This window comes from Massilia terrae (assembly GCF_024753145.1).
GTDB lineage: Bacteria > Pseudomonadota > Gammaproteobacteria > Burkholderiales > Burkholderiaceae_D > Telluria > Telluria terrae.
The window spans coordinates 20,820-45,471 of sequence record NZ_JANUGU010000004.1 but is presented as its reverse complement, the minus strand read 5'-3'; the positions used below and the strand labels follow the sequence as shown (position 1 = coordinate 45,471).

Annotated in this window: 25 protein-coding genes; 21 read left to right on the top strand and 4 right to left on the bottom strand. The window is 62.9% G+C overall.

Annotated elements, in window-relative coordinates; genetic code table 11:
• Positions 1-105: 105 nt before the first annotated feature.
• The gene (locus NX778_RS13230) at positions 106-795 is read left to right on the top strand and encodes a PEP_CTERM-anchored TLD domain-containing protein (RefSeq protein WP_258812219.1); all 690 of its coding nucleotides are present in this window, start codon (positions 106-108) and stop codon (positions 793-795) included.
• A gap of 60 nt (positions 796-855) precedes the next feature.
• Entirely contained in the window at positions 856-1,893 is a 1,038-nt protein-coding gene (locus tag NX778_RS13225) for a TIGR03790 family protein (protein WP_258812218.1), read from the top strand.
• 105 nt (positions 1,894-1,998) lie between these two features.
• Here NX778_RS13225 and NX778_RS13220 read toward each other — a convergent pair whose 3' ends face one another.
• Positions 1,999-2,346: a hypothetical protein gene (locus NX778_RS13220; protein ID WP_258812217.1), complete on the bottom strand. Its 348-nt coding sequence runs from the start codon at positions 2,344-2,346 to the stop codon at positions 1,999-2,001.
• Positions 2,347-2,731: 385 nt separating this feature from the next.
• Between NX778_RS13220 and gspG the strand changes: the two genes are divergently transcribed.
• The 11 genes from gspG to NX778_RS13165 are packed head-to-tail and all read left to right on the top strand — an operon-like array spanning position 2,732 to position 11,703.
• Positions 2,732-3,163 (top strand): type II secretion system major pseudopilin GspG, encoded by a 432-nt coding sequence (gene gspG, locus NX778_RS13215; RefSeq protein ID WP_258812216.1) that lies wholly within the window; start codon positions 2,732-2,734, stop codon positions 3,161-3,163.
• A 14-nt stretch (positions 3,164-3,177) separates the two neighbouring features.
• Positions 3,178-4,365, top strand: coding sequence for a type II secretion system F family protein (locus tag NX778_RS13210; RefSeq protein ID WP_258812215.1), 1,188 nt, complete (start codon positions 3,178-3,180; stop codon positions 4,363-4,365).
• The gene (locus NX778_RS13205; protein WP_258812214.1) at positions 4,362-6,029 is read left to right on the top strand and encodes a GspE/PulE family protein; all 1,668 of its coding nucleotides are present in this window, start codon (positions 4,362-4,364) and stop codon (positions 6,027-6,029) included. Before NX778_RS13210 ends, NX778_RS13205 begins: the two co-directional genes overlap by 4 nt.
• Complete coding sequence (locus NX778_RS13200) at positions 6,022-6,816, top strand: hypothetical protein (protein WP_258812213.1); 795 nt, start codon at positions 6,022-6,024, stop codon at positions 6,814-6,816. The genes NX778_RS13205 and NX778_RS13200 overlap by 8 nt, the downstream gene beginning before the upstream one ends.
• Complete coding sequence (locus tag NX778_RS13195) at positions 6,813-7,358, top strand: PilN domain-containing protein (protein ID WP_258812212.1); 546 nt, start codon at positions 6,813-6,815, stop codon at positions 7,356-7,358. Before NX778_RS13200 ends, NX778_RS13195 begins: the two co-directional genes overlap by 4 nt.
• Positions 7,355-7,900 carry a hypothetical protein gene (locus NX778_RS13190; RefSeq protein WP_258812211.1) on the top strand — a complete coding sequence of 182 codons (546 nt, stop codon included), beginning with the start codon at positions 7,355-7,357 and terminating at the stop codon, positions 7,898-7,900. Before NX778_RS13195 ends, NX778_RS13190 begins: the two co-directional genes overlap by 4 nt.
• Positions 7,897-8,418 (top strand): hypothetical protein, encoded by a 522-nt coding sequence (locus tag NX778_RS13185; RefSeq protein ID WP_258812210.1) that lies wholly within the window; start codon positions 7,897-7,899, stop codon positions 8,416-8,418. The genes NX778_RS13190 and NX778_RS13185 overlap by 4 nt, the downstream gene beginning before the upstream one ends.
• The gene (locus NX778_RS13180; protein ID WP_258812209.1) at positions 8,419-10,341 is read left to right on the top strand and encodes a secretin GspD/PilQ domain-containing protein; all 1,923 of its coding nucleotides are present in this window, start codon (positions 8,419-8,421) and stop codon (positions 10,339-10,341) included.
• Positions 10,338-10,817, top strand: a complete 480-nt coding sequence (locus NX778_RS13175) for a type II secretion system protein (RefSeq protein ID WP_258812208.1) — start codon at positions 10,338-10,340, stop codon at positions 10,815-10,817. Before NX778_RS13180 ends, NX778_RS13175 begins: the two co-directional genes overlap by 4 nt.
• An 11-nt stretch (positions 10,818-10,828) precedes the next feature.
• Entirely contained in the window at positions 10,829-11,200 is a 372-nt protein-coding gene (locus NX778_RS13170) for a prepilin-type N-terminal cleavage/methylation domain-containing protein (protein WP_258812207.1), read from the top strand.
• Complete coding sequence (locus NX778_RS13165) at positions 11,200-11,703, top strand: type II secretion system protein (RefSeq protein ID WP_307728043.1); 504 nt, start codon at positions 11,200-11,202, stop codon at positions 11,701-11,703. Before NX778_RS13170 ends, NX778_RS13165 begins: the two co-directional genes overlap by 1 nt.
• A 132-nt stretch (positions 11,704-11,835) precedes the next feature.
• Here the strand turns inward: NX778_RS13165 and murJ are convergent, their stop codons facing one another.
• Positions 11,836-13,386, bottom strand: a complete 1,551-nt coding sequence (murJ, locus tag NX778_RS13160) for a murein biosynthesis integral membrane protein MurJ (protein WP_258812206.1) — start codon at positions 13,384-13,386, stop codon at positions 11,836-11,838.
• A 110-nt stretch (positions 13,387-13,496) separates the two neighbouring features.
• Positions 13,497-14,621 carry a hypothetical protein gene (locus tag NX778_RS13155; RefSeq protein ID WP_258812205.1) on the bottom strand — a complete coding sequence of 375 codons (1,125 nt, stop codon included), beginning with the start codon at positions 14,619-14,621 and terminating at the stop codon, positions 13,497-13,499.
• A gap of 301 nt (positions 14,622-14,922) precedes the next feature.
• On the opposite strand from NX778_RS13155, the gene NX778_RS13150 reads away from it, so the two are divergent.
• Both NX778_RS13150 and NX778_RS13145 read left to right on the top strand, forming a co-directional pair.
• Positions 14,923-15,540 (top strand): hypothetical protein, encoded by a 618-nt coding sequence (locus tag NX778_RS13150; protein ID WP_258812204.1) that lies wholly within the window; start codon positions 14,923-14,925, stop codon positions 15,538-15,540.
• 330 nt (positions 15,541-15,870) lie between these two features.
• Entirely contained in the window at positions 15,871-16,548 is a 678-nt protein-coding gene (locus NX778_RS13145; RefSeq protein WP_258812203.1) for a response regulator transcription factor, read from the top strand.
• Between the two features lie 18 nt (positions 16,549-16,566).
• Here the strand turns inward: NX778_RS13145 and NX778_RS13140 are convergent, their stop codons facing one another.
• Positions 16,567-17,211 (bottom strand): response regulator transcription factor, encoded by a 645-nt coding sequence (locus NX778_RS13140; protein WP_258812202.1) that lies wholly within the window; start codon positions 17,209-17,211, stop codon positions 16,567-16,569.
• Between the two features lie 195 nt (positions 17,212-17,406).
• Here NX778_RS13140 and NX778_RS13135 point away from each other — a divergent pair, with 195 nt between their 5' ends.
• The 6 genes from NX778_RS13135 (at position 17,407) to NX778_RS13110 (ending at position 24,639) form a co-directional block, all read left to right on the top strand.
• Positions 17,407-18,558, top strand: coding sequence for a GNAT family N-acetyltransferase (locus NX778_RS13135; protein ID WP_258812201.1), 1,152 nt, complete (start codon positions 17,407-17,409; stop codon positions 18,556-18,558).
• 21 nt (positions 18,559-18,579) lie between these two features.
• The gene (locus tag NX778_RS13130; RefSeq protein WP_258812200.1) at positions 18,580-19,638 is read left to right on the top strand and encodes a GNAT family N-acetyltransferase; all 1,059 of its coding nucleotides are present in this window, start codon (positions 18,580-18,582) and stop codon (positions 19,636-19,638) included.
• Positions 19,605-19,979: a hypothetical protein gene (locus tag NX778_RS13125; protein ID WP_258812199.1), complete on the top strand. Its 375-nt coding sequence runs from the start codon at positions 19,605-19,607 to the stop codon at positions 19,977-19,979. The genes NX778_RS13130 and NX778_RS13125 overlap by 34 nt, the downstream gene beginning before the upstream one ends.
• 271 nt (positions 19,980-20,250) lie before the next feature.
• Positions 20,251-21,396 carry a glycosyltransferase family 4 protein gene (locus NX778_RS13120; RefSeq protein ID WP_258812198.1) on the top strand — a complete coding sequence of 382 codons (1,146 nt, stop codon included), beginning with the start codon at positions 20,251-20,253 and terminating at the stop codon, positions 21,394-21,396.
• A gap of 117 nt (positions 21,397-21,513) precedes the next feature.
• Positions 21,514-23,142: a glucosamine inositolphosphorylceramide transferase family protein gene (locus NX778_RS13115; protein WP_258812197.1), complete on the top strand. Its 1,629-nt coding sequence runs from the start codon at positions 21,514-21,516 to the stop codon at positions 23,140-23,142.
• Between the two features lie 18 nt (positions 23,143-23,160).
• Positions 23,161-24,639, top strand: a complete 1,479-nt coding sequence (locus NX778_RS13110; protein ID WP_258812196.1) for an O-antigen ligase family protein — start codon at positions 23,161-23,163, stop codon at positions 24,637-24,639.
• The last annotated feature ends 13 nt before the right edge of the window (positions 24,640-24,652 follow it).

The window sequence follows — 24,652 nt, the reverse complement described above, 5'->3', positions numbered from 1 at the left end:
GGGCGTTGCCCTGTGTCCGTGCCGCCACGGTCCCGAGCAAGCGTGCGGGCGGCACCCAAGCGCGGCGCTACAATGAAGTCGTCGTTGCCTGATCGGAGTCCGATCATGAAGTTCTTGTTCATCAGCGCTGCGCTCGCGTGCACCTGCAGTCTCGCCGCGGCGCAAGGCAGTACCGGCCTCCTTGATCCTTTCCGCGAAGCCCAACTCGAAAGCTGGCTCGGCGCCGGCAACCAGAACTTCACCGAAATCTTCAGCGCCACGCGCGGCGCCAGCTCGCTCGATTTCCACGCCGCCGCCGACGGCAAAGGCGCCACCTTCGCGCTGCTCCAGGTGAGCGACCCGGCCGGCGCATCATGGCTGGTCGGCGCCTACAACCCGCAAAGCTGGTCCTCGACGGACGGCTGGCACCTGACGCCGACCGACGCCGAGCGCACCGCCTTTGTCTTCAACCTGACGGATTCGGTCGTGTACCGCCAGGTGCCGACCACCTACATGTTCCCCAGCCAGGGGCTGCACCAGACCTACAACGCGTCCAAGGTCGGGCCGGTGTTCGGCTCCGGGGCCGACCTGTACGTCAACGACAAGCTCGATACCGCGTTCTCCTGGCAGCTCAGCTACGGCGACCCGGCGGATGAAGGCAAGAGCATCATCGACCGCTCGCTCGGCGCGCAGTTGTTCCACATCGACGCGTTCCAGATGTACACCTTGTCGCCGGTGCCCGAGCTGCCGGCGCCAGCCATGTTCGCGGCCGGCCTCGGCTTGTTCGCGCTGCTGCGGCGCAAGCGAGGCGTGTAGGGGCTTTCAGCCGGGCTGTGGCATGATGGGGTGGAGTGTTACTTCATCCATTCGATGCCCATGACCCAGAGCTTGCGTCGCGTCCTGATCCTTTTGCTTGCCTTGTTTGCTTACGCTGGCGCTGCGCGCGCCCAGCTTCAGTTCGCGGCCGAAAGCGCACTGCAGCCGCGTCAGTTGGGCATCGTCATCAACGACGACGATCCGAACAGCGTGGAAGTAGGGGAGTATTACCGAAAGCGGCGCGCCATACCGCGGGCCAACGTGGTGCACGTGCGCATCCCGGGCAAGCCGCGCAAGCTGAGCGCGCCGCGCTTTCACGAGCTGAAGGAAGAGATCGACGCCAGGCTTGGCCCGCAGGTACAGGCGGTGCTGATGATCTGGACCGCGCCGTACGCGGTGGAGTGCAATTCGATCACGGGCGCGTACACCTCCGGCTTCGACCCGACCCTGTGCGCGCGTACCTGTGCGCGGAGCAGTCCGAGCCCGTATTTCAATTCGAAGTCTGCGCAGCCCTATACCGATTTCAAGATGCGCATCTCGATGCTGCTGCCGGCGGGTTCGGTGGAACTGGCCAAGGCCGTGATCGACCGCGGTGTCAGCAGTGGGTTTCGAATGGTGCCGGCCACCGCCTACTACCTGACCACGTCCGAGACGGCGCGCAATTCGCGCGCGCTGTTCTTCCCGCCGAACGGCAGGTTCGACGCGCGCAAGCTGGTCACCAAGCGCATGGCGGCCGACGTGCTGGAAGGCGCCAGCGACATCATGATCTACGAAACGGGAATGGCGCAGGTGGACAAGCTCGACACGCTCAAGTTCCGCCCGGGCGCGTTGGCGGACCATCTGACTTCCTTCGGCGGCGACCTGCTGGGTGACGGACAGATGAGCAGCCTGCGCTGGCTGGAGGCGGGCGCCACCGCCAGTTACGGCACCGTGAGCGAGCCCTGCAGCTTCTGGCAAAAATTCCCGAATCCAACCGTGCTGCTGCAGCACTACGTGCAAGGCGCAAGCGCTATCGAAGCCTACTGGAAGAGCGTGGCGTGGCCGACGCAGGGATTATTCATCGGCGAGCCGCTCGCCGCGCCATATCATCGGCGCTGAGCAGAGGGGCGCAGATAGCAAATGGCGTCGTCTTAAGTGAGAGCGTCGTTCCCGCGCACGCGGGAACCCCATTTCCTATGCACAATCGATACGCTTGAAGAGGCTTCAAGCGCCCGGCTGCCCCGCTTCCTGCGCGGCCGCACGACGCACCGCCGCCAGGTGCGCCACTTCCAGATTCTCATCGATCACCCGCACGGCGTGGCAACCATCTGCCGCACAATCCGGCTCCGGCATATTCGGCCCCATCACCGGCGGCTGCGGCGGACCGTAGGGATTCGGCGCCTGTGCCGCAGCGACCTGGGTCACCGGCTGGGCAGTAGCAGTGGTGTCGGCCTGCACGCCGACCGACTGGCTCACCACGACGGTGCGGGTGCTGCCGTCTTCCATATTGGCGCCACAGGCGCTCAGCAGGGTGGCGATGGCGATCGGGAGCAGGATGCGGATAGTTTTCATGGGACGTTCGCTAACTCAGCTATTCAACGTCCGGATTGTAGGCTGGAAACTTTCCGCAAATCAATCTGTTTTTTGTTGGTTACGTGTAAATATTGAACATTTGAAATACTGATGAGCGAAGATGCTGCACGTTAAGTGATGATGGTGGGAAATTGATTTCCAGCCGCAACCCCCTAATTGCTCGACAATGTGGCGCGACCGCGACGGATTTTGTGACAATTCGTTTAGCTCGCATCAGGATTCGTGTTCGCGCAACTAATTCCGCCCCCACGCTTGGGGTATCCCTTGCAGCTTCAACAGTTTCGAGCTGCTTTCGCATTCTCTAGGCTTGTTGGGCATGCTAGCCTTTTAAGTCTTTCAAAAAAGCAACATTCAGGAGTGTGCCATGTCCACGATCGTCACCCGCCGCCACGCGCAGCCGGGCTTCACCTTGCTCGAGCTGCTGGTGGTCATCGTGATCATTGGGCTGCTGGCGGCCTACGTCGGTCCGAAGTATTTTTCCCAGCTCGGCAAGTCGGAAGTGACGATCGCCAAGGCGCAGATCGAGGCGTTCGGGAAATCGCTCGACACTTACCGGCTGGACGTGGGCCGCTATCCGACCACGGAAGAGGGCTTGAACGCGCTGCTCAACGCGCCGCCTACCGCCGTCGGCAAGTGGAACGGACCGTACCTGAAGAAGGGTCTCCCGCTCGACCCGTGGGGCCATCCGTACCAGTACCGCGCACCGGGCAGCAAGGGTGATTACGAGGTTCTCTCGACCGGCAAGGACGGCCAGCCTGGCGGCTCCGGCGAAGACGCCGACATCAGCTCGCAATAGCCGCCGCAGCACCAATGCAGTTCGCAGTCCGCACCCTCGCGCCCGACATGACCATTGCCAGCGTCGTCGTCGATGCGCTCGACGAAGCCGATGCACGCCGCCAAGTGGAAGCGCGCGGCTTGTTTGTCAGCGCGATCGAGCCCGCGCGCGCGGCTGGCCTCGTGCGCCCGCGCGGCCGCAAGCTGTCGCTCGTGCTGTTCAGCCAGGAGTTGCTGGCGCTGCTGAATGCGGGCCTGGGCATCGTCGAAGGCCTGGAAGCACTGCTCGAAAAGGAAGCCAATCCCGCAACGCGCACGGTGCTCGAACGGCTGCTTGCCGGCCTGCGCGAAGGGAAGCGCTTTTCCACCATGCTGGGCGCGCAACCCGACCTGTTCCCGCCGCTGTATGTCGGCATCGTTCGCGCCGCCGAAGGCACCAGCGACCTGCCCCGCGCGCTGTCGCGCTACATCGACTACCAGCAGCGCATCGACCAGGTGCGCTCGAAGGTCGTCAGTGCGTCGATCTATCCAACGATCCTGCTGGGTGTGGGCGCAGCTGTGAGCGCCTTCCTGATCATGTACGTGGTGCCGCGCTTCGCCGAGGTGTACCAGGGTGCGGGCCGGGATCTGCCGTGGATGTCGCGGCTGATGCTCGACTGGGGCCAGTTCGCCGCGCGCCACGGAGCGGCGCTGGGGCTCGCCGTGTTGTGCGCGATGGGTGCCACCGCGCTGGGCCTGCGTCGCCTGTTGCGCAGCGGCGGCATCGGTCAACTGCTCGCACGCCTGCCCGGCATCGGCGAGCGTGTGCGCATCTACGAACTGTCGCGCCTCTATCTCACGCTCGGCATGTTGACCGAGGGCGGCATCACCATCGTCAACGCGATGGAGACTGTCGAACCGATGGTGTCGAAACCCGTGCGCCTGTCGCTGCTTGCCGCGCGCGCCGCGATCCGCGAGGGGCGGCCGTTGTCGGAGGCCTTCGAATCGAACGGCCTGACCACGCCGATTTCGCTGCGCATGCTGCGCGTGGGCGAGCGCACCGGCGAGATGGGTGCAATGCTGACGCAGTCGGCGGTCTTCTACGATGGCGAGATCAGTCGCTGGATCGATCGCTTCACGCGCACCTTCGAGCCGCTGCTGATGGCCGCGATCGGACTGGTAGTGGGCACCATCGTGATCCTGCTCTACATGCCGATCTTCGACCTCGCGGGAGACATGTCGTGAGCGCAGTCCTCGACGCGCTGATCGAGCGCGCCCGCGCGAGCCGGCGCCCGCTGGTGGCCGAACTGCTCGCCATCAGCGGCATGGAGCCGCGCCAACTGGTGCGCGCTCTGGCCGAGCCGTTCGGATTGAACGTGATGGAGACTGCCGAAATGTTCGGCCAGCAGCCGGCCTTTGACCTGCTGCCGCTGGCGCAGGCATTGGCGCGCCACTGCGTGCTGCTGCGCGACGCGCACGGCGCGCTCACCGGCGTGATTCCCGATCCCTTCGACCTGGACCTGCAGACCTGGCTGTCCGCGCATGCCGGCGCCACGCACGGCCGCCCGCTGCAGTTGCGCCTTGCGCTGCAGGCCGACATCCAGGCCTACCTGTCGAAACAGGAGGAAACCGCGCGCGCAGTCGATACGCTGGAAGGCGCCGCGATGGACGCTCGGCGCGACGGCAACGTGGCCCAGGTGCTGTCGTTCGCCTCCGTGTCCGAAGCCGCCAGCCCCGCGGTCAAGCTGGTCAACTCGACGCTGTATGATGCGCTCAAGGCCGGCGCCTCGGACATTCACCTCGAAAGCACGGCCGGCGGCATCGCTGTCAAGTACCGGGTCGACGGCGTGCTCGATCACGTGACCACGGTCGGCGGCATCGAGCTGGCGGAGCACATCATCTCGCGCCTGAAAGTGCTGGCGGAGCTCGACATCGCGGAGCGCCGCGTGCCGCAGGACGGCAGCTTCCGCGTCGAATCCGGCGGCCGCGAAATTGACCTGCGCGTGTCCGTCATGCCGAGCATCCACGGCGAGGACGCCGTCATACGCATCCTCGACAAGCGCGCCATGATCGAGGCCTACGGCGCCTTGACGCTTGAGGCGCTGGGCTTCGACGACGCCTCGCTCGCGAGCTTGCGAGCGCTGGCCGAGGAACCGTACGGCATGCTGCTCGTGACCGGCCCGACCGGCTCCGGCAAGACCACCACGCTGTACGCCGCGCTCACCGAAATTCACACCGGGCGCGAGAAGATCATCACCATCGAGGATCCGGTCGAGTACCAGCTGCCCGGCATCCTGCAGATCCCGGTCAACGAGAAAAAGGGGCTGACCTTCGCCAAGGGCCTGCGCTCTATCCTGCGCCACGATCCGGACAAGATCATGGTCGGCGAAATCCGCGACCGCGAGACCGCCGAGATCGCGGTGCAGTCGGCGCTCACCGGCCACCTCGTGCTGACGACCGTCCACGCCAACAATGTGTTCGACGTCTTCGGGCGCTTCACGCACATGGGCATCGATCCCTACGCCTTCGTCTCCGCGCTCAACGGCATCTGGGCCCAGCGCCTTGTGCGCATGAACTGTCCTCACTGCGCCCAGCGCTACACGCCGGGCGACGCCGAACTGGCCAGCGTACGGCTGCAGCGTCCGGAGGTTGAGGGCTACTTCTTCATGCGCGGCGCAGGCTGCGGCGACTGCCGCGGAACCGGCTACAAGGGCCGCCGCTCGATTGCCGAGATCCTGACACTGACCGACGAGATCCGCGAGCTGATCGTGGACAAGCAGCCGATCCGCCGCATCAAGGCGGCCGCACAGGCCAATGGCACGCGCAGCCTGCGCCTTGCCGCGCTCGACCTCGTGCGCCGCGGCGCGACCACGCTCGACGAAATCAAGCGAGTGACGCTTAATGCTTAAGCGCCTCGGCAAACAGTTCCGCATCGGGGTCGCGCCTGGCGGCGTGGCGCTGGCGCGCACCAGCGTCTGGCGCCGGGCCGGGATCGAGGTGCTGGCCGAGCGCGCGCTGCCCGCCGGAGCATCACACGAACAGCTCGCCGCCGCCGTTGGCGAGGCGCTCGACGGTGCGATACCGCGCAACGCGGCCGTATCGGTGGTGCTGGCGGACGATCTGGCCCGCATATGGCAGGTGACGCCGCCCGCCGGATGCACCCGCATGTCGGACCTGCAGGCCGCCGCCGGCATGCGCTTCCAAACGTTGTTCGGCGCAAGCACGACGGGGTGGCGCATCGCTGCGGACTGGGATGCATCCCGTCCATTCCTCGCCGCTGCGGCGCCGGAGCCATTGGTCGGCGCGATCGAGGAGGCAGTGCGAGGGCAGCGCGGCCAGGTGGTGGAGGTGGTGCCGCAATTTGTCGCGGCGCTGAATGAGTGGCGCGCCCAGATTCGTCCGGGCGCATGGTTCGGCATGATTCAGTCCGAGGTGCTCACGCTGGCCCTGTTCGACGGCGCCGCCTTTGCCGCCGTGCGCTCCGTTCCGGTCTCGCCGGACGCCGGTCCCGACTGGCTCGATGCGCATGTGGCGCGCGAGGCCCTGCGGGTGGGCGTAGCGCGGCCGGAGCGCTTGCTGGTTTGCGGCCCCGCGCCTGCCAGCTGGGCAGGTGGCGATGGATGTGAACTGCTCGCGAGCGCGCAATCGGGCCTGTCCGGCCTCGCAGCGGTGGCCTGCACCGGGAGTGCACGATGAGGAAGGTGCGGATCAACCTTGCCGTGCCAAGCCTGCGCCGCACGCTTCACGAGACGCCGATGACAGTTCGCGCGCTGGCGGTGGCGGCGGGGCTGATGCTGCTGGCGGCTGCCATCGGCGCGTACAGGTACGCCGGCCAGATGGCTGGCTACGAGCAGCAGCTGGCCGCACTGCGCGCTCGCGACCAGGCATTGGTTCCGCTGCCTCCTTCGCCGCGCACGCCGCAGGTAAGCCCGGCGCAGGCAGCGGCCATCAACGCCGCAGTCATACAGCTGAACTTGCCGTGGCGCGGTTTGCGCGATGCCGTGGCGGGCGCCACGCCACCGGCGATCGCCTTGCTGGCGCTGGAGCCGGACGCGAAAAACCGTGTGCTGCGCATCACCGCGGAAGCGAAGAATAGCGACGACATGGTCGGCTACGTCGAACAGATCCAGTCTCAGGAATGGTTCGAGGCCGCCGCGCTGACCCGTCATGAGATCAACGAGCAGGATCCGAACCGCCCGCTGCGCTTCCAGCTCGACGCCCGCTGGAGGCAGCCATGATGCTGCGCGCACGGATTCTGTTTGCAAGGGTGGGCGTGATCGGAGTGGTGTCCGCGCTGCTGCTCATCGCCGGCCTTGCCGTCATTGCGTGGCTGGAGCAGGTGGCCAAGGCGCTGGAACAAAGGCAGGAACTGGCCGTGCAGTCTGCCGCATTGCCGAAGGCCGTTCCCAAGTTGGACGTTCCTGCGGGCGATGACAACACCGCCCAGTTCTACCGTGCGCTGGGCGAACGTCGCTACGCTGGCGAACAAATCAAGACCATGTTCGCGCTGGCGTCGAAAGCCGGGCTTGTGCTGAGCAAGGGCGAGTACCGGGAGGCCTTCGACCCGAACGCGAAGGTGTGGACCTATCAGGTCACCCTGCCGGTCAGGGGCGGGTACGGGGCCATCTGGGCTTTCGCGCTGCAGTCGCTGCAGGCCATCCCATTCGCCTCGCTCGACGACATTGGCTTTCATCGCGATGCCATCGGCGACCCCGACGTCGAGGCACGCCTGCGCTTCACTGTCTACTTGCGCGACCGGCCTGCGGGGGAAGACCGATGAAGGCGCGCCACGTTGCGATGGCCTGTGCACTGGCGCTCGCGGCTTGGCTCGCCCTGTTCGGCGACAACAGCCCGGCAACGGAGGTGGTCGAGCCTGCGCGCCAGGCACCGGTGAGGGCGGCGAGCCAGACGGCCCCGCGCCCACAAGCGCCCGCGATCATGCGCCTGCAGCCGCGAGAGACATTGATTGGCGATGACGCCGATGCGTTCGGCGCCGGACCCGGTGACGGTTTCGCCGCGCACAACTGGACCCCGCCGCCGCCTCCGCCGCCGCCCGCGCCGGTTGTGCCGCCGGCCCCGCCGCAAGCGCCGCCGCTGCCGTTCACCGTGATCGGCAAGTCGCTGCAGGAAGGCAGGTGGGAAGTCTTCCTCGCGCGCGGCGAACAGACCTGGCTGGTCCACGAAAAGGATGTCATCGACGGTTCCTGGCGCGTGGACGCGATCAAGCCGCCGCTGATGATCCTGACTTACGTGCAGCTGGAGCAGGTCCGGCAGCTCAATATTGGAGTGTTTGACTAGATGACCCCTTATTCCGTTTTCCGCTGCCTTGCCGTGCTGTTCGCCGCGCTCGCGCTGGCAGGATGCGCCGCGCAGCGTGCCTACCGCGAGGGCAATGAGCTGATCGCGCACGACCAGGTCGAGGAAGCGCTGCTGAAGTATCGTGAAGCGGTGGCGGCCGATCCCGCCAACGCGGTGTACAAGGTGACCTACTTGCGCGCCCGCGACGCGGCCACTGTGCGCCTGCTGGAACAGGCCGGCCGCGACCTCGCCGCCGGCAAGGCCGAGCTGGCACAGCAGGCCTACCAGCGTGTGCTCTCGTTCGCACCTGACAACGCGCGCGCCCGTGCCGGTCTGCGCACGATCGAGGCCACACGGCGCCTGGATGCCAGCCTGGCCGGCGCCGCCGAAGCCTTCGGCAGGAAGGACTACGACAGCGCGCGCCGCAAGCTGGACGACATCCTGTCCGAGCAGCCCGCTCATCCCGGCGCGCTGGCGCTGATGGAGAAGGTGAGGGAGGCGACCGCCGCGCCGCCGGCCGAAGCCGCGCTGGCGGCGGCGTTCCGCAAGCCGGTCAGCCTCGAATTCCGCGAAGCCCCGCTGCGCCAGGTGTTCGAAGTCATCTCCCGCCAGTCGGGGCTGAACTTCGTGTTCGACAAGGACGTGCGCGCCGATGCCCGCACCTCGATCTTCCTGAGGAACAGCACGGTCGAAGCCGCGGTGTATTACCTCCTGATGACCAACCAGCTCGAACGCCAGGTCATGGACCGCAACACGATCCTGGTCTATCCGAACAATCCGGCCAAGCTGAAGGACTACCAGGAACTGGCGGTGAAGACCTTCTACCTGGCCTACGGCGACGCCAAGAGCGTTTCCGCCAGCCTGAAGGCGATCGTCAAGTCGCGCGACATCGTGGTCGACGAAAAGCTTAACTTGGTGATCGTGCGCGATACCCCGGATGCGATCCGCCTGGCTTCGCGGCTGGTGGCCTTGCTCGACGTGCCGGAGCCCGAGGTGATGCTCGATGTCGAGGTGCTCGAGGTCCAGCACAGCCGCATCGTGGACCTTGGCGTGACGTGGCCGGCCAGCGTGTCGTTCGCGCCCCTGACCACTGGCGACGGCCACGCGCTGACGGTCGACCAGCTGCGTGGGCTGAACGGGAGCACGATCGGCGTGGCCGGCGTCGCCGCGACGGTCACGGCGCGCAAGGATGACGGCGATTCGAATATCCTCGCCAATCCGCGCATCCGCGTGCGCAACAGGGAAAAGGCCAATGTGGTGATCGGCGAGAAGCTGCCGATCATAACCACGACGGTGTCGCCAGGCGTGGGCGGCTTCGCGTCCGAATCGGTCACCTACGCCGACGTCGGCCTGACGCTCAACGTCGAGCCGACCATCCACCTCGATAACGAAGTGGCGATCAAGGTCTCGCTCGAAGTGAGCAACGTGATCGATTCGTCGTCGACCAAATCCGGCAGCACCGTCTACCGCATCGGCAAGCGCTCCGCCGCCACGCTGCTGCAGCTGAAGGACGGCGAGAACCAGGTACTGGCTGGCCTGATCCGCAACGAGGACCGCAAGAGCGGCAGCAAGCTGCCCCTGCTGGGCGATGTGCCTCTGGTGGGGCGCCTGTTCGGGACCACCAACGATTCCAGCGACCGCACCGAGATCGTCCTGTCGATCACGCCCCACCTGGTGCGCAACCTCGCGCGGCCGTCGGCCGATGCGGCCTACTTCGCGGCCGGGACCGACGCCAGCTTGCGCAACCGTCCCGAGACGGTGCCCCCGCCCGTCCAGCCATCGCAGCCTGCGCCTGCGCGCGCGCCAACGCCGCAGATTCCGCAAATGCCGCAGCCGGCTTCCGCCGCCCAGCCGGCCCTGTCGCCGCCGCCCGAGATGCCGGCCTCCCAGCTGCCCGCGCCGCAGGGACTCGACGCCAAATGAATATGGCGCGCGCACATGGCTTCACGCTGATCGAATTGCTGGCGACGCTGGCGATCCTGGCGATGCTTGGCGCGCTGGTGGCGCCAGTGGCGCAGATCGCCGCGCAGCGCCGCCATGAAGCCCAGCTGCGCAGCAGCCTGCGCGAGATCCGGCAGGCGCTCGACGCCTACAAGCGCGCGAGCGACGAAGGCCGCATCGCGCGGCAGGCCGGGGCCACCGGCTATCCCGAGCGGCTGGAGCTGCTGGTCGAGGGGGTGCGCGACCTGCGCAGCCCGAAGGAATCGAAGATCTACTTCCTGCGCCGCCTGCCGCGCGACCCGTTCTCCGCCGATCCGGCGCTGGCGGATGCCCAGACCTGGGGCAAGCGCAGCTACGCCAGCGAACCGGACGCGCCGGAGGAGGGTGCGGATGTGTATGACGTGTACTCGCGCGCGCCGGGCACGGGCCTGAACGGCATCGCGTACCGGCGATGGTAGGGGAGATTCGAATGAGGGAACGCGGGTTCACGCTGATCGAGCTGCTGGTGGTGCTGGCCATCGTGGCCTTGCTGCTCACGCTCGCGCTGCCGCGCTACTTCCAGCACATCGACGGCGCGAAGGAGACCATCCTGGCGGACAACCTGCGCAGCACGCGCGCGGTGATCGACCAGTACCGCGCGGACACCGGCCGCTATCCGGATTCGCTGCAGCAGCTGGTGGACAAGAAGTATCTCGCGGCGCTGCCCGCCGACCCGATCACGGGCAGCAGCGAGACCTGGATCATCCAGCCGCCGCAGGAGGCGAGCCAGGGTGGCGTGCTTGACCTGCACAGCGGCGCGCCCGGCAACGGCCGCGACGGCCGGCCCTACCAGAAGTGGTGATGCGGCGCGAGGACGGCTTTACCTATCTTGGCCTGCTCGTGCTGGTGACGGTGGTCGGCCTGGTCGGCGCGCTCACGCTCAAGGCCGACGCACTGCTGCGCCGCGCCGCCGCCGAGGAGGAACTGCTCGCGACTGGCGCCGCCTTCAGCGCCGCCCTGCAAAGCTACGCCGCGGTCACGCCGCGTGGCCAGCCCACCCAGCCGCCGGCGCTCGACGATCTGCTGCGCGATCCGCGCTTTCCCGGCGTGCGCCGGCATCTGCGCAAGATCTTCATCGATCCGATGACCGGCAAGGCGCAGTGGGGCATCGTCTATGCGAATGGCGAAAAGGGCGTGGTGGCGGTCTACAGCCTGTCGGATGCCCGGCCGCTCAAGATCGGCAATTTCGATGCGCGCTTCGCCGGCTTCGAGAAAAAAGAGCATGTCTCGGACTGGAAGTTCACGGCGGCCGGGCAGGGGCTGCTGCAAGCTGGGCAGGCGGCCGCGCAGCAAGCAGCGCGCTAAAATTGACCCGTCGTTCCCGCGAAGGCGGGAATACCGTTTCGTGAGAGAGTTACTAACGCGAGCTGTATCGATACGCACGCAAAATGGGGTTCCCGCGTCCGCGGGAACGACGTCCAACCCTACGGTTCGCCCTTATTTCGCGGTCCGCTTGAAGTCCTTCAGCTTGAACCCGAGCGCAAGCAGCACCGCGAAGTAGGTGGCTCCCGCCAGACAGACGATCCCTCCCAGCGCCGCGATGCGCAGGAACTTGTGCGCGCGCAGCGCGGTCCAGTCCAGCTGTACCTGGCAGATCCAGGCCAGTGCGCCCATCACCGTCACCGCCACCGCCAGCCGCGCGAAAAAGCCGAGCCAGCCCGGCTGCGGCACGAACACGCCGCGTTTGCGCAGCCCGGTGTACAGGAAGGCCGCGTTCAGGCAAGCGCCGGCGCCGATCGACAGCGCCAGTCCGGCCACGTCCAGCAGCGGCACGAACACCAGGTTCATGAGCTGGGTGGCGATCAGCACACCGACCGCGATCTTCACCGGCGTGCGGATGTCCTGCCGCGCGTAGAAGGCGGGCGCCAGCGTCTTGACGAGGATGATGCCGACCAGCCCGGCGCCATACGCCGCCAGCGGCGCCGCCGAGCGCGCCACGTCCGCCGCGGTGAACTTGCCGTAGTTGAAGAGGGTCGCGATCAGCGGCTTGGACATCACGGCCAGTCCCACCGCCGCAGGCAGCGCCAGCAGGAAAGTCAGCCGCAGACCCCAGTTGAGCAGGGCCGAATATTCCTCGCGGTCGCCTTCGACATTGGCCTTGGACAGGTAGGGCAGCAGCACCGTGCTCAGCGCCACGCCCAGCAGGGCGGTCGGGAATTCCATCAGCCTGTCCGCATATTGCAGGGCCGACACGGCGCCTTCGCCCAACCCGACCGCGATGCTGGTGTTGATTAGCAGGCTGATCTGCGCGGCCGCCACGGCGAACACGGCCGGGCCCATCTTCAGCAGGATGCGGCGCACCCCCGGGTCATGCAGGCCGGCGAAGGGATTCAGCGACAGCCGCGGCAGCATGCCGATGCGCACCAGCGCCGGCACCAGCACCGCCACCTGCAAGATGCCGCCGATCATGACCGCCACCGCCATGCCGAAGATCGGGATCGCGAAGAAACGGCTCAGCACCACGGCGCCGAAGATCGAGGCCACGTTCAGCAGCACCGGGCTGAAGGCGGGGACGCGGAACTCGCGCCAGGTGTTGAGCACGCCGCTGCCCAGCGACACGAAGGCCATGCAAACGATATACGGGAACATCACGCGCGTCATCAGCACCCCGGCATCGAAGGCCGCCCGGTTCTGCTGCATCTCGGAGGCGATGATCCACATGATGACGGGGCTGCCGATGATGCCGATGACGCTGGTGGCCAGCGTCGCCCAGATCAGGGAATTGCCCACGTGGTCGACCAGGGTCTTGGTCGCCGTCTCGCCGTGCTGGTTTTTATATTCCGACAAGATCGGCACGAAGGCCTGGGAAAATGCGCCCTCGGCAAACAGCCGGCGCAGCAGGTTGGGGAGGCGGAACGCCACATTGAAGGCGTCGGTGAAGGCGGATTGGCCGAACGCGCCCGCAAACAGGCTATCGCGCAGCAGACCGGTGATTCGCGACAGCATGGTCATGCTGGAAATTGCCGCGAGCGTCTTAAGCAGGTTCATGGGCCGGAATTATAGCCCGGCAATATCGCCGCTAGGGGTAGTGGAGGGGGTAAACGTAAAACACCCCGCCGGGCAGACCGGCAGGGTGCTTTCAGATCACGTCGTGATGCTTACGGTGCAATCGGCGCTGCCAGCGGCTGCTTCGGCGTGCCGCCGCCACCGATGGTGGTCGCGGTGTTGTTGCTCACGACGGAGAGGGCCTTGACCAGGCGCTGGATGTCGCGCACCCAGGGCGTGTTGTTGTTGACACGCTGCTCCATCGCGAAGCCCCAGTCAGCCTGGAACTCGGCCGTCTTGGAACCGCTCGGACCATCTTCGACGTTCAGGTCGAAGCCCGGCGCATAGGTGTCGTCGACCACGTAGGCGCCATAGTTCTGCAGGGTCCACGCAAGCTGCATCGCGGGCTTGGTCTCCAGGCCCAGGGCGGCGATGTTGATCGACGGCGGAATCGCCAGCAGCGCACCCATCTTGGTCTGCACATTGCTGTTGTTGTTGGCGGTGCCGTACCAGCCCACGGCGTAGCTGTCGGCTTTCACCGCCGGCCAGCGGAAGCAGGCCGAGCTGGTGGTGCACTTGTACAGCACTTCCTTTGCATACACGTTCACCTTCAGGGCATGGCGCGGACCGGTGGTGGTGCCAGGACGCAGTTCGCCGAGACGGATGCTGCCGCCGATGGCCGACAGGCCCGAGCCGCCGTGGGCGCCGGTGATGCCGGTGCCAAACAGGTCGACGTTGGCAAATTTCGCCATTGCGGTGCCGGGGGCGCCCGCCGTGCAACGCGCCAGCGGCTGCGTCTGCACGATCGTGCGGCCGTCCGCGAGCAGGAAGGAAGCCGAGCTGTTCAGGGTCGAATTCGGGACCACGTAGTTGCTCGGCATCGGCACCTGCATCAGCAGGCCGCCGGTGGCCGAACAGCGGTTGGCGCCGGTCCAGCCAGCGCTGCTGGTGTTGAGGGTGGTCAAGGGGGCGGTCGGCGTCAACACGATTTTCTCGGTATCTGCGCCGGGCATCTTGGCCCAGATATTGTTGCCCGGGGTGGGCGAGATATTCGCCGGCGTAAACACTGCGCCGCTGCCGATCGGCATATTCCAGATGCTGTTGCTGGCGAACGGTTGCTTCAGGGGATCCCGGCTACCTGTGTAGGCACTTGCCGGGCCACAAGCGAGCAGGAGCGATGCGACGGGGGCAAGTACCAGAATGCTTGCCTTCAGTTTGGAGCGCTTATTGGCGTTCATGAGGAATCGTTGAGAAGTTTGCACCACGGGTTTTCCTTACGTTTCGGTGAAAAGGCACAGCGTTTGATTATTCCCAAAAGCATTTAGTTCCCAACGAAAAGAAAAAAATTTTTCAGATGCAATAATTTATAGAGTAAATATCAATGCCGGACTGAATCGATTTGGAGGTCATTTGCAAAAAATGGAAGAGAAATAGCGATAGCCAACATTGCATCGCGAAAATTTTTTTCTTTACGTTGGGAACTAATGAGCTTAGGAAATACTCCAACTTCTTTCCCATAGACACGTAAAGGAAAGACCGTTGACTATTTCGCAAAAGCTCTTACACAAGGCAAATAAGCGACGCGTTATCGCAAACGCGATCCTCATCGCGCCGATCTTCGCGCTTCTCTCGGCTTGTGGTGGTGGCGATGTTCCCTATGGGGATGCCTTGAACGTTCAGGCCGCAGAGCTGGATGCCCAGGTCCGCCCCGCGAATTACCAGGTTGACAGCGTTGAAGCGCCGAGCTCCGATACGAATCCGCCAGTGATTACCGATACTGCAACGGCTGCGGCAGACACCGTGGGGGCGGCGAGCACGATCGCGACGGCGACCCCGGCGACGCCGGCGAGCCCGGCGGCACCGGGTGGCGCATCGAACACCGGGACTCCTCCGGCAGACCCCGCGAGCCAGATGGCAGCGGACGCCCGCGTCGCCGCCGCCTCCGGCACGACGCCAGGGGACGCCGGCGCCAACGTGAATCCGGCGAATGCCCCGAGTGCGGGCGCCGTGGCGGCAGCTGCAGCCGGCTCAAGCCCGGCACAACAGGATGGCAGCAACAATGCAGCTGCCACACTGACGGCAAGTGCCGAGCCTGTCAAAACGCCGGATCCGACGACCATTGGAAGCGATCCGAAAGTGCCCGCTGTAAATCATTAAAGGGTAGGAAACGCCGGTGCGAGCAGTCACCGGCGGATTAATTATTGCAGGAGTGAAAATACCGCTCGGCTTAAACCGAATAGTAAAATGCTGACGAAGAAAAATTAATCAAGGGACAATAGTTTTCCCAGCAAAAACCTGCATCGCTGACTATACTGTGCTTGAGTGGAAAATGATGTGGTTTAGCCACATAGTTACTAAATAAATGAAACCGATGGGATAAAATAAGACCCAGACATCACGCTGCGATACCGTTGGCGATTATCAAAGGAAATCATTCGCAAAGACATTGCTTTTGATTGCCGACAAAGAACAAGAAGGGGAGGAATCATGACGCGCGTCGGACTTGCGAGCTCAATATCGCTATTGCGCGAGGGCATGAAAAGAATTATTTCATGGCACGACGATTTGACGGTGGCCGGAGAATATACTTGTTTTGAAGAACTATGTTTCCACGAGCCGAGCAATGGTGAAGAAGTACTGGTGATCGCCAATCCCTTTGGCGCCCTGAATGAAACAATCCTCGCTGCAATCCGTCACCGTCTTCCTGCTTGCCAACTCATCATGATCGGGCACAGGGATGCGATGAAACATGGTCTGAACGGGTTCGCAAGCGAAGTCCGAGGGCTGTTGACCAATGACTGTTCGCCGGAGTCGCTTCCCGACGCCATCAGGACTGTTGCCGCGGGTCGCGTTTATGTGAACGAGAGCGTATCGGAACTGTTTGCCAATGACGCGAAATTGCTGAAGACTGCCCGCCACCATGCGAATTTGACCAAGCGCGAGTTTGAAATCCTCGCCCAGCTTTGCCAGGGCAAGAAATGCACGAATATTGGCGCCGAATTGGGCATCAGCGTCAAAACAGTCAGCACCTATAAGGCGCGCATTTTGGAAAAAATCGGCATGAGTTCGGTGCCCGAGCTTATCCAGTATGCGATGTCGATTGGCCTCCTTGAAGACCCATCCCGGCAACTCGCTGCAGCCGACTGCACCGATCTGGCCCACTAGACCTTCCGGTCTTGTTCGCTAGGCAGCCGGCGTCAGGAAAGCGGGGTGGTGGTGGCGCGCATAATCGCAAAGATCGCCGACTGACCTGGCGCCAAGCTTTTGCATGAGTTTCGTGCGTCTCCAACGCAGCTGCCCAACGCTGAGGCCAACGATCTCCGACGCCTGGACAACGGTGCGGCCGCTGACAAGCAGGCGAAGAATTGCCAGTTCGAGCCCGGACAGCTTGTCGGATGGCGGGGAATTGGCACCTGCCGCGTGAATGAACAGCAGTTCGCAAAGCGCGTCGTCGACATATGGTATGCCGCTGGCCGCCTTGAACACCGCATTCACGAGATCCGATACTGAGCAGTTCTTCTGCAACATCCCCATGGCGCCAGCGCGAATGGCGATCAAGGCGTAGTCGCTGTTGCGAAAGTGGCTCAATACCAGGATGCCGGAATCCGGGCGAACCGCCCGCACACGCCGGATCGCATCCGTCCATCCATCGCCTGCTTCGTTGACCTCCAGTATCACTACATGAACGGCACCGTGATCGCCTTGCTCGGCCAAGGCGTAACTATCCCTTGCTTCGCCGACGACCAGCACCTCGCTCGCGGTCGACAGATAGCCCTTGAGTCCTTCAAGGATCAGGACGTCCTCGTCAATTAACTCCACCGTGATCATCTTTACGCATCCTGGTTTGGGACCGCCGCATTCCGTTTTATATTGCGTCCGGAAATTATATTTATAGAAATGATTACCTGAGACGTAAAAACAAATCTCTGCCGCGAATAAGGTAAAGCTTGATGTGTCTCAAACCGCGGCCGATCAAAACTACTAGCATTGATAAATATCAAGTGCTCCGCGGAGATATTTCCTATGACTAATGGTCGACCAAGCGAAACGCCGCGGACAATGCGAGAATTGGGACGACCGGCTATTGCCGCTTCAAGCGAAAATCACGTAGCGGAAATCATTTATAAGGATGAGATTCCCGCTTTCGTGGGCGCAACATTAGAGCGGCTCTACGCCTGTGTTTATTGTACGCTGACGCGCATCGCGGCGTACGATTCGCTGGAACGTATCAGCACCTATGTCCGGAAAGATGGTTGCACGATCACGGCCGTGATCCTGTTCCGGATCGACCATCACATCGTGTACGTTCTCAATCAGCAAATTAGCTTACCGGCTGAGAAAATACTCACATTTTGCGAGACAATTTTTCGGACATTTAAATCTGCCCAAGTGATCCGGTTTTATGGACTAGACGCCAGCCTGGAACGTTCTTCTTTGCCATGTCAGCAATTGCAGTCCATCGAGGAAAACATCATCCATTTACCTCCGAGCAAAGAAGCCTATCTTTCCAGCCTGCGTCCCCAATTCGCCAAACAGATCAGGGTGGGCGCCGCGAAGATTGCTGAGGATCATCCCTCGTTCCGCTTGCGCATGGTTGATCGGGGCGCCATTGAAGAGCATCAGGTCACGCAAATCCTGGCGCTGGCGAAGCAGCGCATGGACGCAAAAGGGTGTGCCGCTTATAGTGAGAAAGTCGACCGCGTTGCCCTCTTGAGCACATTGCAGAGGTACGGGCACCTCGTCATGGCGACGATCGACGACAGGATCTGTGCCGGGTCGATTTCCTTCAGTGTCGGAAGGAAACATTTTCACGCATTCATCGCGCACGACCCGGATTACGACCAGTACATGCTGGGCAACCAGATGTGGTTGGCGGCGATCCTGTATGCGATTGAGCTGCGTGCCGAAGAATGCTGGCTGATGGGGGGCGCCCGCGCGCACAAAGCCAGGTTCAGGGCCAAACCGTATACCTTCAATAGCATCACGCTCTATCGGTCCAGGATGCATGCCTTGCGACACGGGCGCCTGTTTGCCGAACAGTTGCTCCGACTGAAAAAAATCGCGCTCAAAGCGGCCTGCAAGGAACAGCTTGAGAAGAAGACCCTGCTTGGCCGTTTGATCGAAAAATCAATTATTGCCAGAAATGCGCTACAAGCAAAGAAAACCGAGATCTAGCACGCCCTATCGGAGGGCGAAGTGAAACTGGAAATGCTGGCACCAGCCGGGGAAGGGCGGCGCTCGTGGATTGCGCGCGCCCCCTTTTCACCGGATATCCAGCACGCGCTTGAGCGGATCTTCGAAAATGTATTTTGCTCGGCGGCGAGATTCGCGGACGCGAACCCGGGCGAGGCAGCCCACGCCTACGTTGTGGCGGTTGAGGACGATATCAGGCTCGTTATCATGTTTACGAAGCAAGGCACTGCCGTTAAGGTTTTGAACGAAATATTCTCCCTGTCCGGGGAAGATCTGGCCTGCTTTGCCAGGGACGTATTCCAGTACTTCAAGGACGTCGATCTGGTTTACCTGCCTGCGGTGTCGATCGGCGATACCGGACTGCCCTATCCCTTCCAGCGCTTCAATGCCACGGAAGACCTCGTAGCGCCGCTTCCGGAAACTGCCGAGCACTATTGGTCCATGTTGAGCAGGAATACCAAGGAGAGCATTCGCAGGTATCGCAAGCGGATAGCTCAACAATTCCCGGAAATAAAGTTCGACTTCTACGAGGGCGATCGAGTCAGCCTCGCGCAAATCCGCTCCATCGTCGATCTGAGCAGTGCCCGGATCGAACTGAAGCGTGAAACGCCGAACCACAGCGAGCAATCCATAGCACAGCTGGCGCGCCTGGTTGGGCGGTATGGGGTGACATTGATCGCAAGCTTGCACGGGAAAATCTGCGGCGGCGTCATTTGCACCCGCATCGGAGGGAATTTCTTCATGCACGTAATCGCGCATGATCCGGCGCTGGATGCGCTCCGGCTTGGGAAGGTGTGCTGCTACCTGAGCATTTGCGACGCGATCGGGCGTGGCGGGAGGGAGTACCACATGCTGTCAGGCCAATATGACTACAAATTCCGTTTTATGGGGCAGCAACGCGATTATGACCGCATTACCTTGTATCGCTCGTATCGGTCGATGCTGGCTCATTGGCCGCGTTATGTCCTGAACGGCGTGCGCGGGGAGGGGCGCATGATAAAAAAAATTATAAAAACCTGGAGGAGAAAATGGAGCAGATTGCAGACCGGCGGCGCCGGATAGGGAGCAACGAGGTCCTGGAGGTAGATGACGCTGTTCCGCCGCTGCCGTACCGCCAGGAAAAGCCAGGCAAAAGCGAGTGCAATGTGGCGGTGAGGACATCGGCCGGACCGCGCATGGCCGACCAAGCGCCGCCACTGAGGAAACATACTTCCATTTTGCAAGCCGAGCGCCAGGCAAAGATCATCGTGCTGACGACGGCGCTGGTGGCCTGGGCATATTTTTCCCAGGATTTTATTTCTATTCCAGAATTTATTTCTTCAATTAAACACCATATCGCGCTCCGCAACCCCGCAGTGTCCATCACCCTCACCGCGGAGCAGAATCCCGCCGCTCGTCCGTAAGCGGGCCCTCGGCCCGGGGGATTTCCAGCCTGTCCTTGGCGCCCTTCATGCACAAAATGCCAGCGCAGCGTGCTGGCGAGCATGATTCCGGCCTTTTCGTGCTTTCACGAAGCAAATTCAACAATCCGCCACAAGTTCAAAAAAATTGTTGGACGTTTGATCTTCGTCAAATCAATTGTTGACCGATCTCTCAATATGATTGCTGCATAAAGAAAATCTTGCCTGAGATAGCTCATCTTCTGGCGAAGAATACTCGTATAGCGCTTGAATCATGGTTAAAGAGAAACAAATCGTCATGCTTGGCACACGGAGCGACGCCTTCGGCGGAATAGCATCGGTCGTTGCGCTCTACGAAAAGCAGGACCTATTTGTTCGACAACACGTCGTTTATCTTCCGACCCATTCCACCGGCTCGTCCTTAACGAAATGCATCCTTTTCATCTCCTCTGTTGCGCGCTTCTATCATCTTCTATTACAGGGGGCAATTTCAATTGTGCATACTCACGTTGCTTGCGACATGAGTTTCTGGCGCAAAGCGGTTTTCCTCTTGCTCGCGCGGGCCTCCGGTATTCCCACGATCCTGCATATCCATGCCGGCCATTTTCCCGAGTTCTATGAGAAGCGTTGCAACCGGGCGGAGCGTGCCATCGTGCGGTATTTGCTGGACAAGGTCCAGCATGTCGTCGTCGTGTCGAATACGCTTAACGCCTGGGTTCGCTCTATTTCGACGCAGCGTTCGGTCCTCACCATCTTCAATCCCGCAGTCATTGAAGAAAAGGAAAATTCGCCCCTGCGTGACCAGGCCACCCTGCTGTTCCTGGGGCACCTCGGGAAAGCCAAAGGCACTTACGACCTCCTGCACGCGATGCCGAAGGTCATTTCGGCATTTCCCGACGTCAGGCTGGTGCTATGCGGCGACGGCGACACCGCCGGTGCGCAGAAGTCCATAGAGCTGCTCGGCCTGGCGGAGCACGTTCAGGTGGCAGGCTGGATCGATACCCAGTCGCGTGCGCGCTGGTTGTCGAAGGCAACCGTGCTGGTCTTGCCCTCGTATGCCGAAGGCTTGCCGATGAGTGTGCTGGAAGCCATGGCCGCCAGACTGCCGGTGATCGCGACCCGCGTGGGCGGAATCCCGGAAGCCATCAACAGCGGCAGCGAGGGTTTGCTGGTCGAGCCAGGCGATGTCCGCGCCCTCGCAAACGGCATCGTCCATTTGCTGGGCAATCCGGATCAACGCAGGATGTTCGCCGATTCCGCGCGCTCGAAAGTTGAACACGAGTTCAGCGTCGATAAGACCATCTCTTCATTGGAAAGACTGTACGACCAGATTCGCCGCAGCCAGGCGAGGGCACAGGCGCGGCCTGCGCTGGGCAGGGCGCCCGGCCACAGGCAGCCGGACACCGACAGGCAGTTTTGAGCGGAGCGCCGACATGGAGCGCCGCCTTGACTGGCCAACCCATCTTCATAGCCATCAGTCGCGGACAGGGCGCCTTGCGCCATGACTGGCGGGCTGAACAGCGGACAGGACTCGACTATGCGTAAACTTCGGATGGGCATTGTTCTCGACAGCCCCCTGACCAATGTGTATGTAGCCTCGTTTTTCCAGTGGGCCGCGCGGCAGGACGTGCTGGAGCTGGTGGTGGCGATACGGCTGCCTGCGCCGGCCGCCGCTGACGCGCGCGCGCCCCGCCGTTCGATCCGGGCATGGGCTTTCGAATGCGTCATGTGGAGTGAACAGCACTTGCTGAAATTCTATTCAGCGCATCGGCAACACCTGTCCGTCGTGGACCTGGAGCGTGGGAATGTCCTGGGCCCGGCCGGCCTTCCCATGATGACGCTGCAGCGCGACGGCGGTCCGGACGATGCCGGCTGGCGGCAGCTCACGGATCTCGGCATCGACATCCTGCTCAATTTCAGCTCGGCCGCGCTGCCTAGCGCCTTGCTCGCGCTGTCGCGCCTGGGCGCGCTCGGGATCGGCTATCACGAGAGGCCGATGTTGCCGACAGTGTGTGCAGGCTTTTGGGAGTCCTATCACCGGCAGGCGCGTACCCAGTTTTCGATCAGGTCCGCCGATGCCGCGGCTAGCGGTGAACGGCTGCTGTTACAGGGCGCGTTTCGCACCCAGTTTTCCTTCCTGCTGAACCAGGCGCACCTCTATCGGAAATCACTCGCCCAGTTGGAAAGGATCCTGCTTTCGGTCGCGCTCAGTGGCGCGCTGCCGCCACCACGCCCGGCGTTGCCTGAGACCGGACCATTCGCCACGCTGCCGCACGCGGGGCAAGCCTTGGTGTATCTGGCGAAGGTGGCTGCCAGGCTGTCCGGCAAAGCCATCGGCCGCGCGCTGAACATCCGGCAGACATGGGCGCTGCAGATCACCATCTCGGACTGGCGCAAGGCCAAGGCCGAGAACGGCATCAGGATATCGGCGCCGGTCGGGCACTTCTGGGCCGACCCGTTCTTGCTGGCGGATTCAGGGCGCACCTATTGTTTCGTGGAGGACTACCTATATTCGACCAAACGCGCCCACATTTCCGTGCTGGAGCTGATCGAGAAGAAGCTGGTCCCCATCGGCGTCGCCTTGCAGGAGACGTTTCATCTCTCGTTTCCCTTTCTGTTCAAGTACCGCGGCGAGATCTATATGTGCCCTGAGGCGTCGGAAAGCAGGCAGATCCGCGTGTACAAGGCCACCGCCTTCCCGCTGCAGTGGGAATTGTGTTCGATCGCCATGCGCGATATCTCCGCGGCCGATTCGATGTTCTTCGAACATGGCGGCAGATGGTGGCTGCTGACCAGCCTGGACCGGGCCGGCCTGAAGGACCATTGTTCGGAACTATGCCTTTTTTCCGCCAGTTCGCCGCTCGACACCACCTGGACCCCGCATCCCGCCAACCCCCTGTATGTCGACGCCTGTTGTGGCCGCAACGCGGGATTGATTCTCGACAAAGGCAAGATCTTCCGGGCCGCGCAGATGCAGGGATTCGATCAATACGGCGAGGCGGTCGGCCTGTATGAAATCATCCGCCTGGACGACACCCATTACGAGGAAGTGAAGGTCACGGATCTGAAACGGGTGCGGCCGTCCCGTGCCCTGGGCTCGCACCACATATCGACGACGGGAAGAGTGACGGTCGTCGATTACCTGACCCGGCGATTCGCGCCTTGACCGGGCGGCGCTACCATCATGGGAACGATCGCGCGCACCTCAGCAAAGCCCGGACCGCGGGTCGGATCGGCTGCGGTCTGGGCCTATGTGGCGTCGACCGGCATCGCCTTGGTGGCCGGGGTTCTGCTCGACCGTTTTGGGCCGAAGCCGGCCCTGGCCGCGACGATCCTGACGCCGTTGATTTTGATCGGAATCAACAATTTCAAAGTCGCCTGTGCCGGCGTGTTGCTGTTGCTGCCGCTGGTACCGACCTATTTGCTGTCGCAATCCGACAAGGGGATCTCCGGTCCGTTCGTGCTGGCCGGCGCCCTGGCATTCGCGGCACTGTCGCTGTTTTTTTCCTGCGCGCTCAGGCCCGGAAAAATCGCGCTGCCGCGCTTGCCCGTGATTTTCCTGTTGTATCTTGCCGTGGTGGTGGTGGAGGCCATCAACGGCGCCCAGTACACCGCGCAAACCCCGGACTACATGAAGGCGCTCGCGGTCGTCAAGGACACGACGGTGGGTGCCTATTTGCGGGTCTCGCTGGTGATTCCGATGCTGATCGTCTGCGCGGCCATGGTGGCGGCGGTACTGTCCGCGAACACGCGCAATGTGCGCTGGATCCTGCTGCCGACCCTCGGCGCCGCCTGCATCCTGTCCTGCCTCGTGATCCTCTTCACGCTGCAGGGCGGCGCCTCATTGTCCGAGATGGCCAGCGTCGACGCGCGCCGCTACTTGTCGGGTACCGGGCTGCATGCGAATGAAATCGGCCTGATGATGAACATGGCGCTGGCGATCACGGTGTCGGTCTCCTTTTGCGTCCGGGGATGGGGGAAGCGCCTGGCGATGGCCTGCCTGGTGCTGATGTTGGGCGCGACGATTTTCGTGACATTCTCGCGCGGTGCATTTGCCGGGCTTGCCACCACCCTGGTCTATTTCATCCTGACCTGGGGCGGGAAGAAGAAGATGCTGCTGCCCTTGCTGGTGCTGGCCGGCTGCGTCATTTTCCTCACGCCGGAGTCGATGATCAAGCGCTCCAGCTACGCATCCTCGGCCCAGAACCTGGATGACGTGAGCACCGGCCGCGTGGATGAGATCTGGAAGCCATTGATTCCCGATGTGCTGAAGAGTCCGGTCATCGGCAAGGGCCACGGCTCCCTGCTGTGGTCGGATGCGGCCAAAGACCGGACCATGCTGCCGGTCGGCCATCCGCACTCGGCCTACCTGTCCGCCTTGCTCGATCTTGGCGTGGTCGGGACCGCCGTGGTCCTGTTATTCCTGGTCCACGTATGGCGGACGTTGTGGGACCTGCGGACGCGGGTCCGCTCGGCCCTCACCTCGGCGTATTTCTATGGCGCCTCGGCCTGCGTTCCGATCTTGCTCGTCCAGGGCATGACCGACGACACCTTCATGCCACGCTACACCCATTCCTTTCTCTGGATTGCTTATGGCGCGGCGCTGGGCTGGCTGTCGCGCCGCGGCTTCCGGCTGGCGGCGCTGCGCCGTCGTTCTCCTTAATTCTCAAGCACGG

Coding starts and splice junctions, on each gene's coding strand:
- NX778_RS13230 (WP_258812219.1), top strand. CDS start 106: ATGAAGTTCTTGTTCATCAGCGCTGCGCTCGCGTGCACCTGCAGTCTC.
- NX778_RS13225 (WP_258812218.1), top strand. CDS start 856: ATGACCCAGAGCTTGCGTCGCGTCCTGATCCTTTTGCTTGCCTTGTTT.
- NX778_RS13220 (WP_258812217.1), bottom strand. CDS start 2,346: ATGAAAACTATCCGCATCCTGCTCCCGATCGCCATCGCCACCCTGCTG.
- gspG (WP_258812216.1), top strand. CDS start 2,732: ATGTCCACGATCGTCACCCGCCGCCACGCGCAGCCGGGCTTCACCTTG.
- NX778_RS13210 (WP_258812215.1), top strand. CDS start 3,178: ATGCAGTTCGCAGTCCGCACCCTCGCGCCCGACATGACCATTGCCAGC.
- NX778_RS13200 (WP_258812213.1), top strand. CDS start 6,022: ATGCTTAAGCGCCTCGGCAAACAGTTCCGCATCGGGGTCGCGCCTGGC.
- NX778_RS13195 (WP_258812212.1), top strand. CDS start 6,813: ATGAGGAAGGTGCGGATCAACCTTGCCGTGCCAAGCCTGCGCCGCACG.
- NX778_RS13190 (WP_258812211.1), top strand. CDS start 7,355: ATGATGCTGCGCGCACGGATTCTGTTTGCAAGGGTGGGCGTGATCGGA.
- NX778_RS13185 (WP_258812210.1), top strand. CDS start 7,897: ATGAAGGCGCGCCACGTTGCGATGGCCTGTGCACTGGCGCTCGCGGCT.
- NX778_RS13180 (WP_258812209.1), top strand. CDS start 8,419: ATGACCCCTTATTCCGTTTTCCGCTGCCTTGCCGTGCTGTTCGCCGCG.
- NX778_RS13175 (WP_258812208.1), top strand. CDS start 10,338: ATGAATATGGCGCGCGCACATGGCTTCACGCTGATCGAATTGCTGGCG.
- NX778_RS13170 (WP_258812207.1), top strand. CDS start 10,829: ATGAGGGAACGCGGGTTCACGCTGATCGAGCTGCTGGTGGTGCTGGCC.
- NX778_RS13165 (WP_307728043.1), top strand. CDS start 11,200: ATGCGGCGCGAGGACGGCTTTACCTATCTTGGCCTGCTCGTGCTGGTG.
- murJ (WP_258812206.1), bottom strand. CDS start 13,386: ATGAACCTGCTTAAGACGCTCGCGGCAATTTCCAGCATGACCATGCTG.
- NX778_RS13155 (WP_258812205.1), bottom strand. CDS start 14,621: ATGAACGCCAATAAGCGCTCCAAACTGAAGGCAAGCATTCTGGTACTT.
- NX778_RS13145 (WP_258812203.1), top strand. CDS start 15,871: ATGACGCGCGTCGGACTTGCGAGCTCAATATCGCTATTGCGCGAGGGC.
- NX778_RS13140 (WP_258812202.1), bottom strand. CDS start 17,211: ATGATCACGGTGGAGTTAATTGACGAGGACGTCCTGATCCTTGAAGGA.
- NX778_RS13135 (WP_258812201.1), top strand. CDS start 17,407: ATGACTAATGGTCGACCAAGCGAAACGCCGCGGACAATGCGAGAATTG.
- NX778_RS13125 (WP_258812199.1), top strand. CDS start 19,605: ATGGAGCAGATTGCAGACCGGCGGCGCCGGATAGGGAGCAACGAGGTC.
- NX778_RS13120 (WP_258812198.1), top strand. CDS start 20,251: ATGGTTAAAGAGAAACAAATCGTCATGCTTGGCACACGGAGCGACGCC.
- NX778_RS13115 (WP_258812197.1), top strand. CDS start 21,514: ATGCGTAAACTTCGGATGGGCATTGTTCTCGACAGCCCCCTGACCAAT.
- NX778_RS13110 (WP_258812196.1), top strand. CDS start 23,161: ATGGGAACGATCGCGCGCACCTCAGCAAAGCCCGGACCGCGGGTCGGA.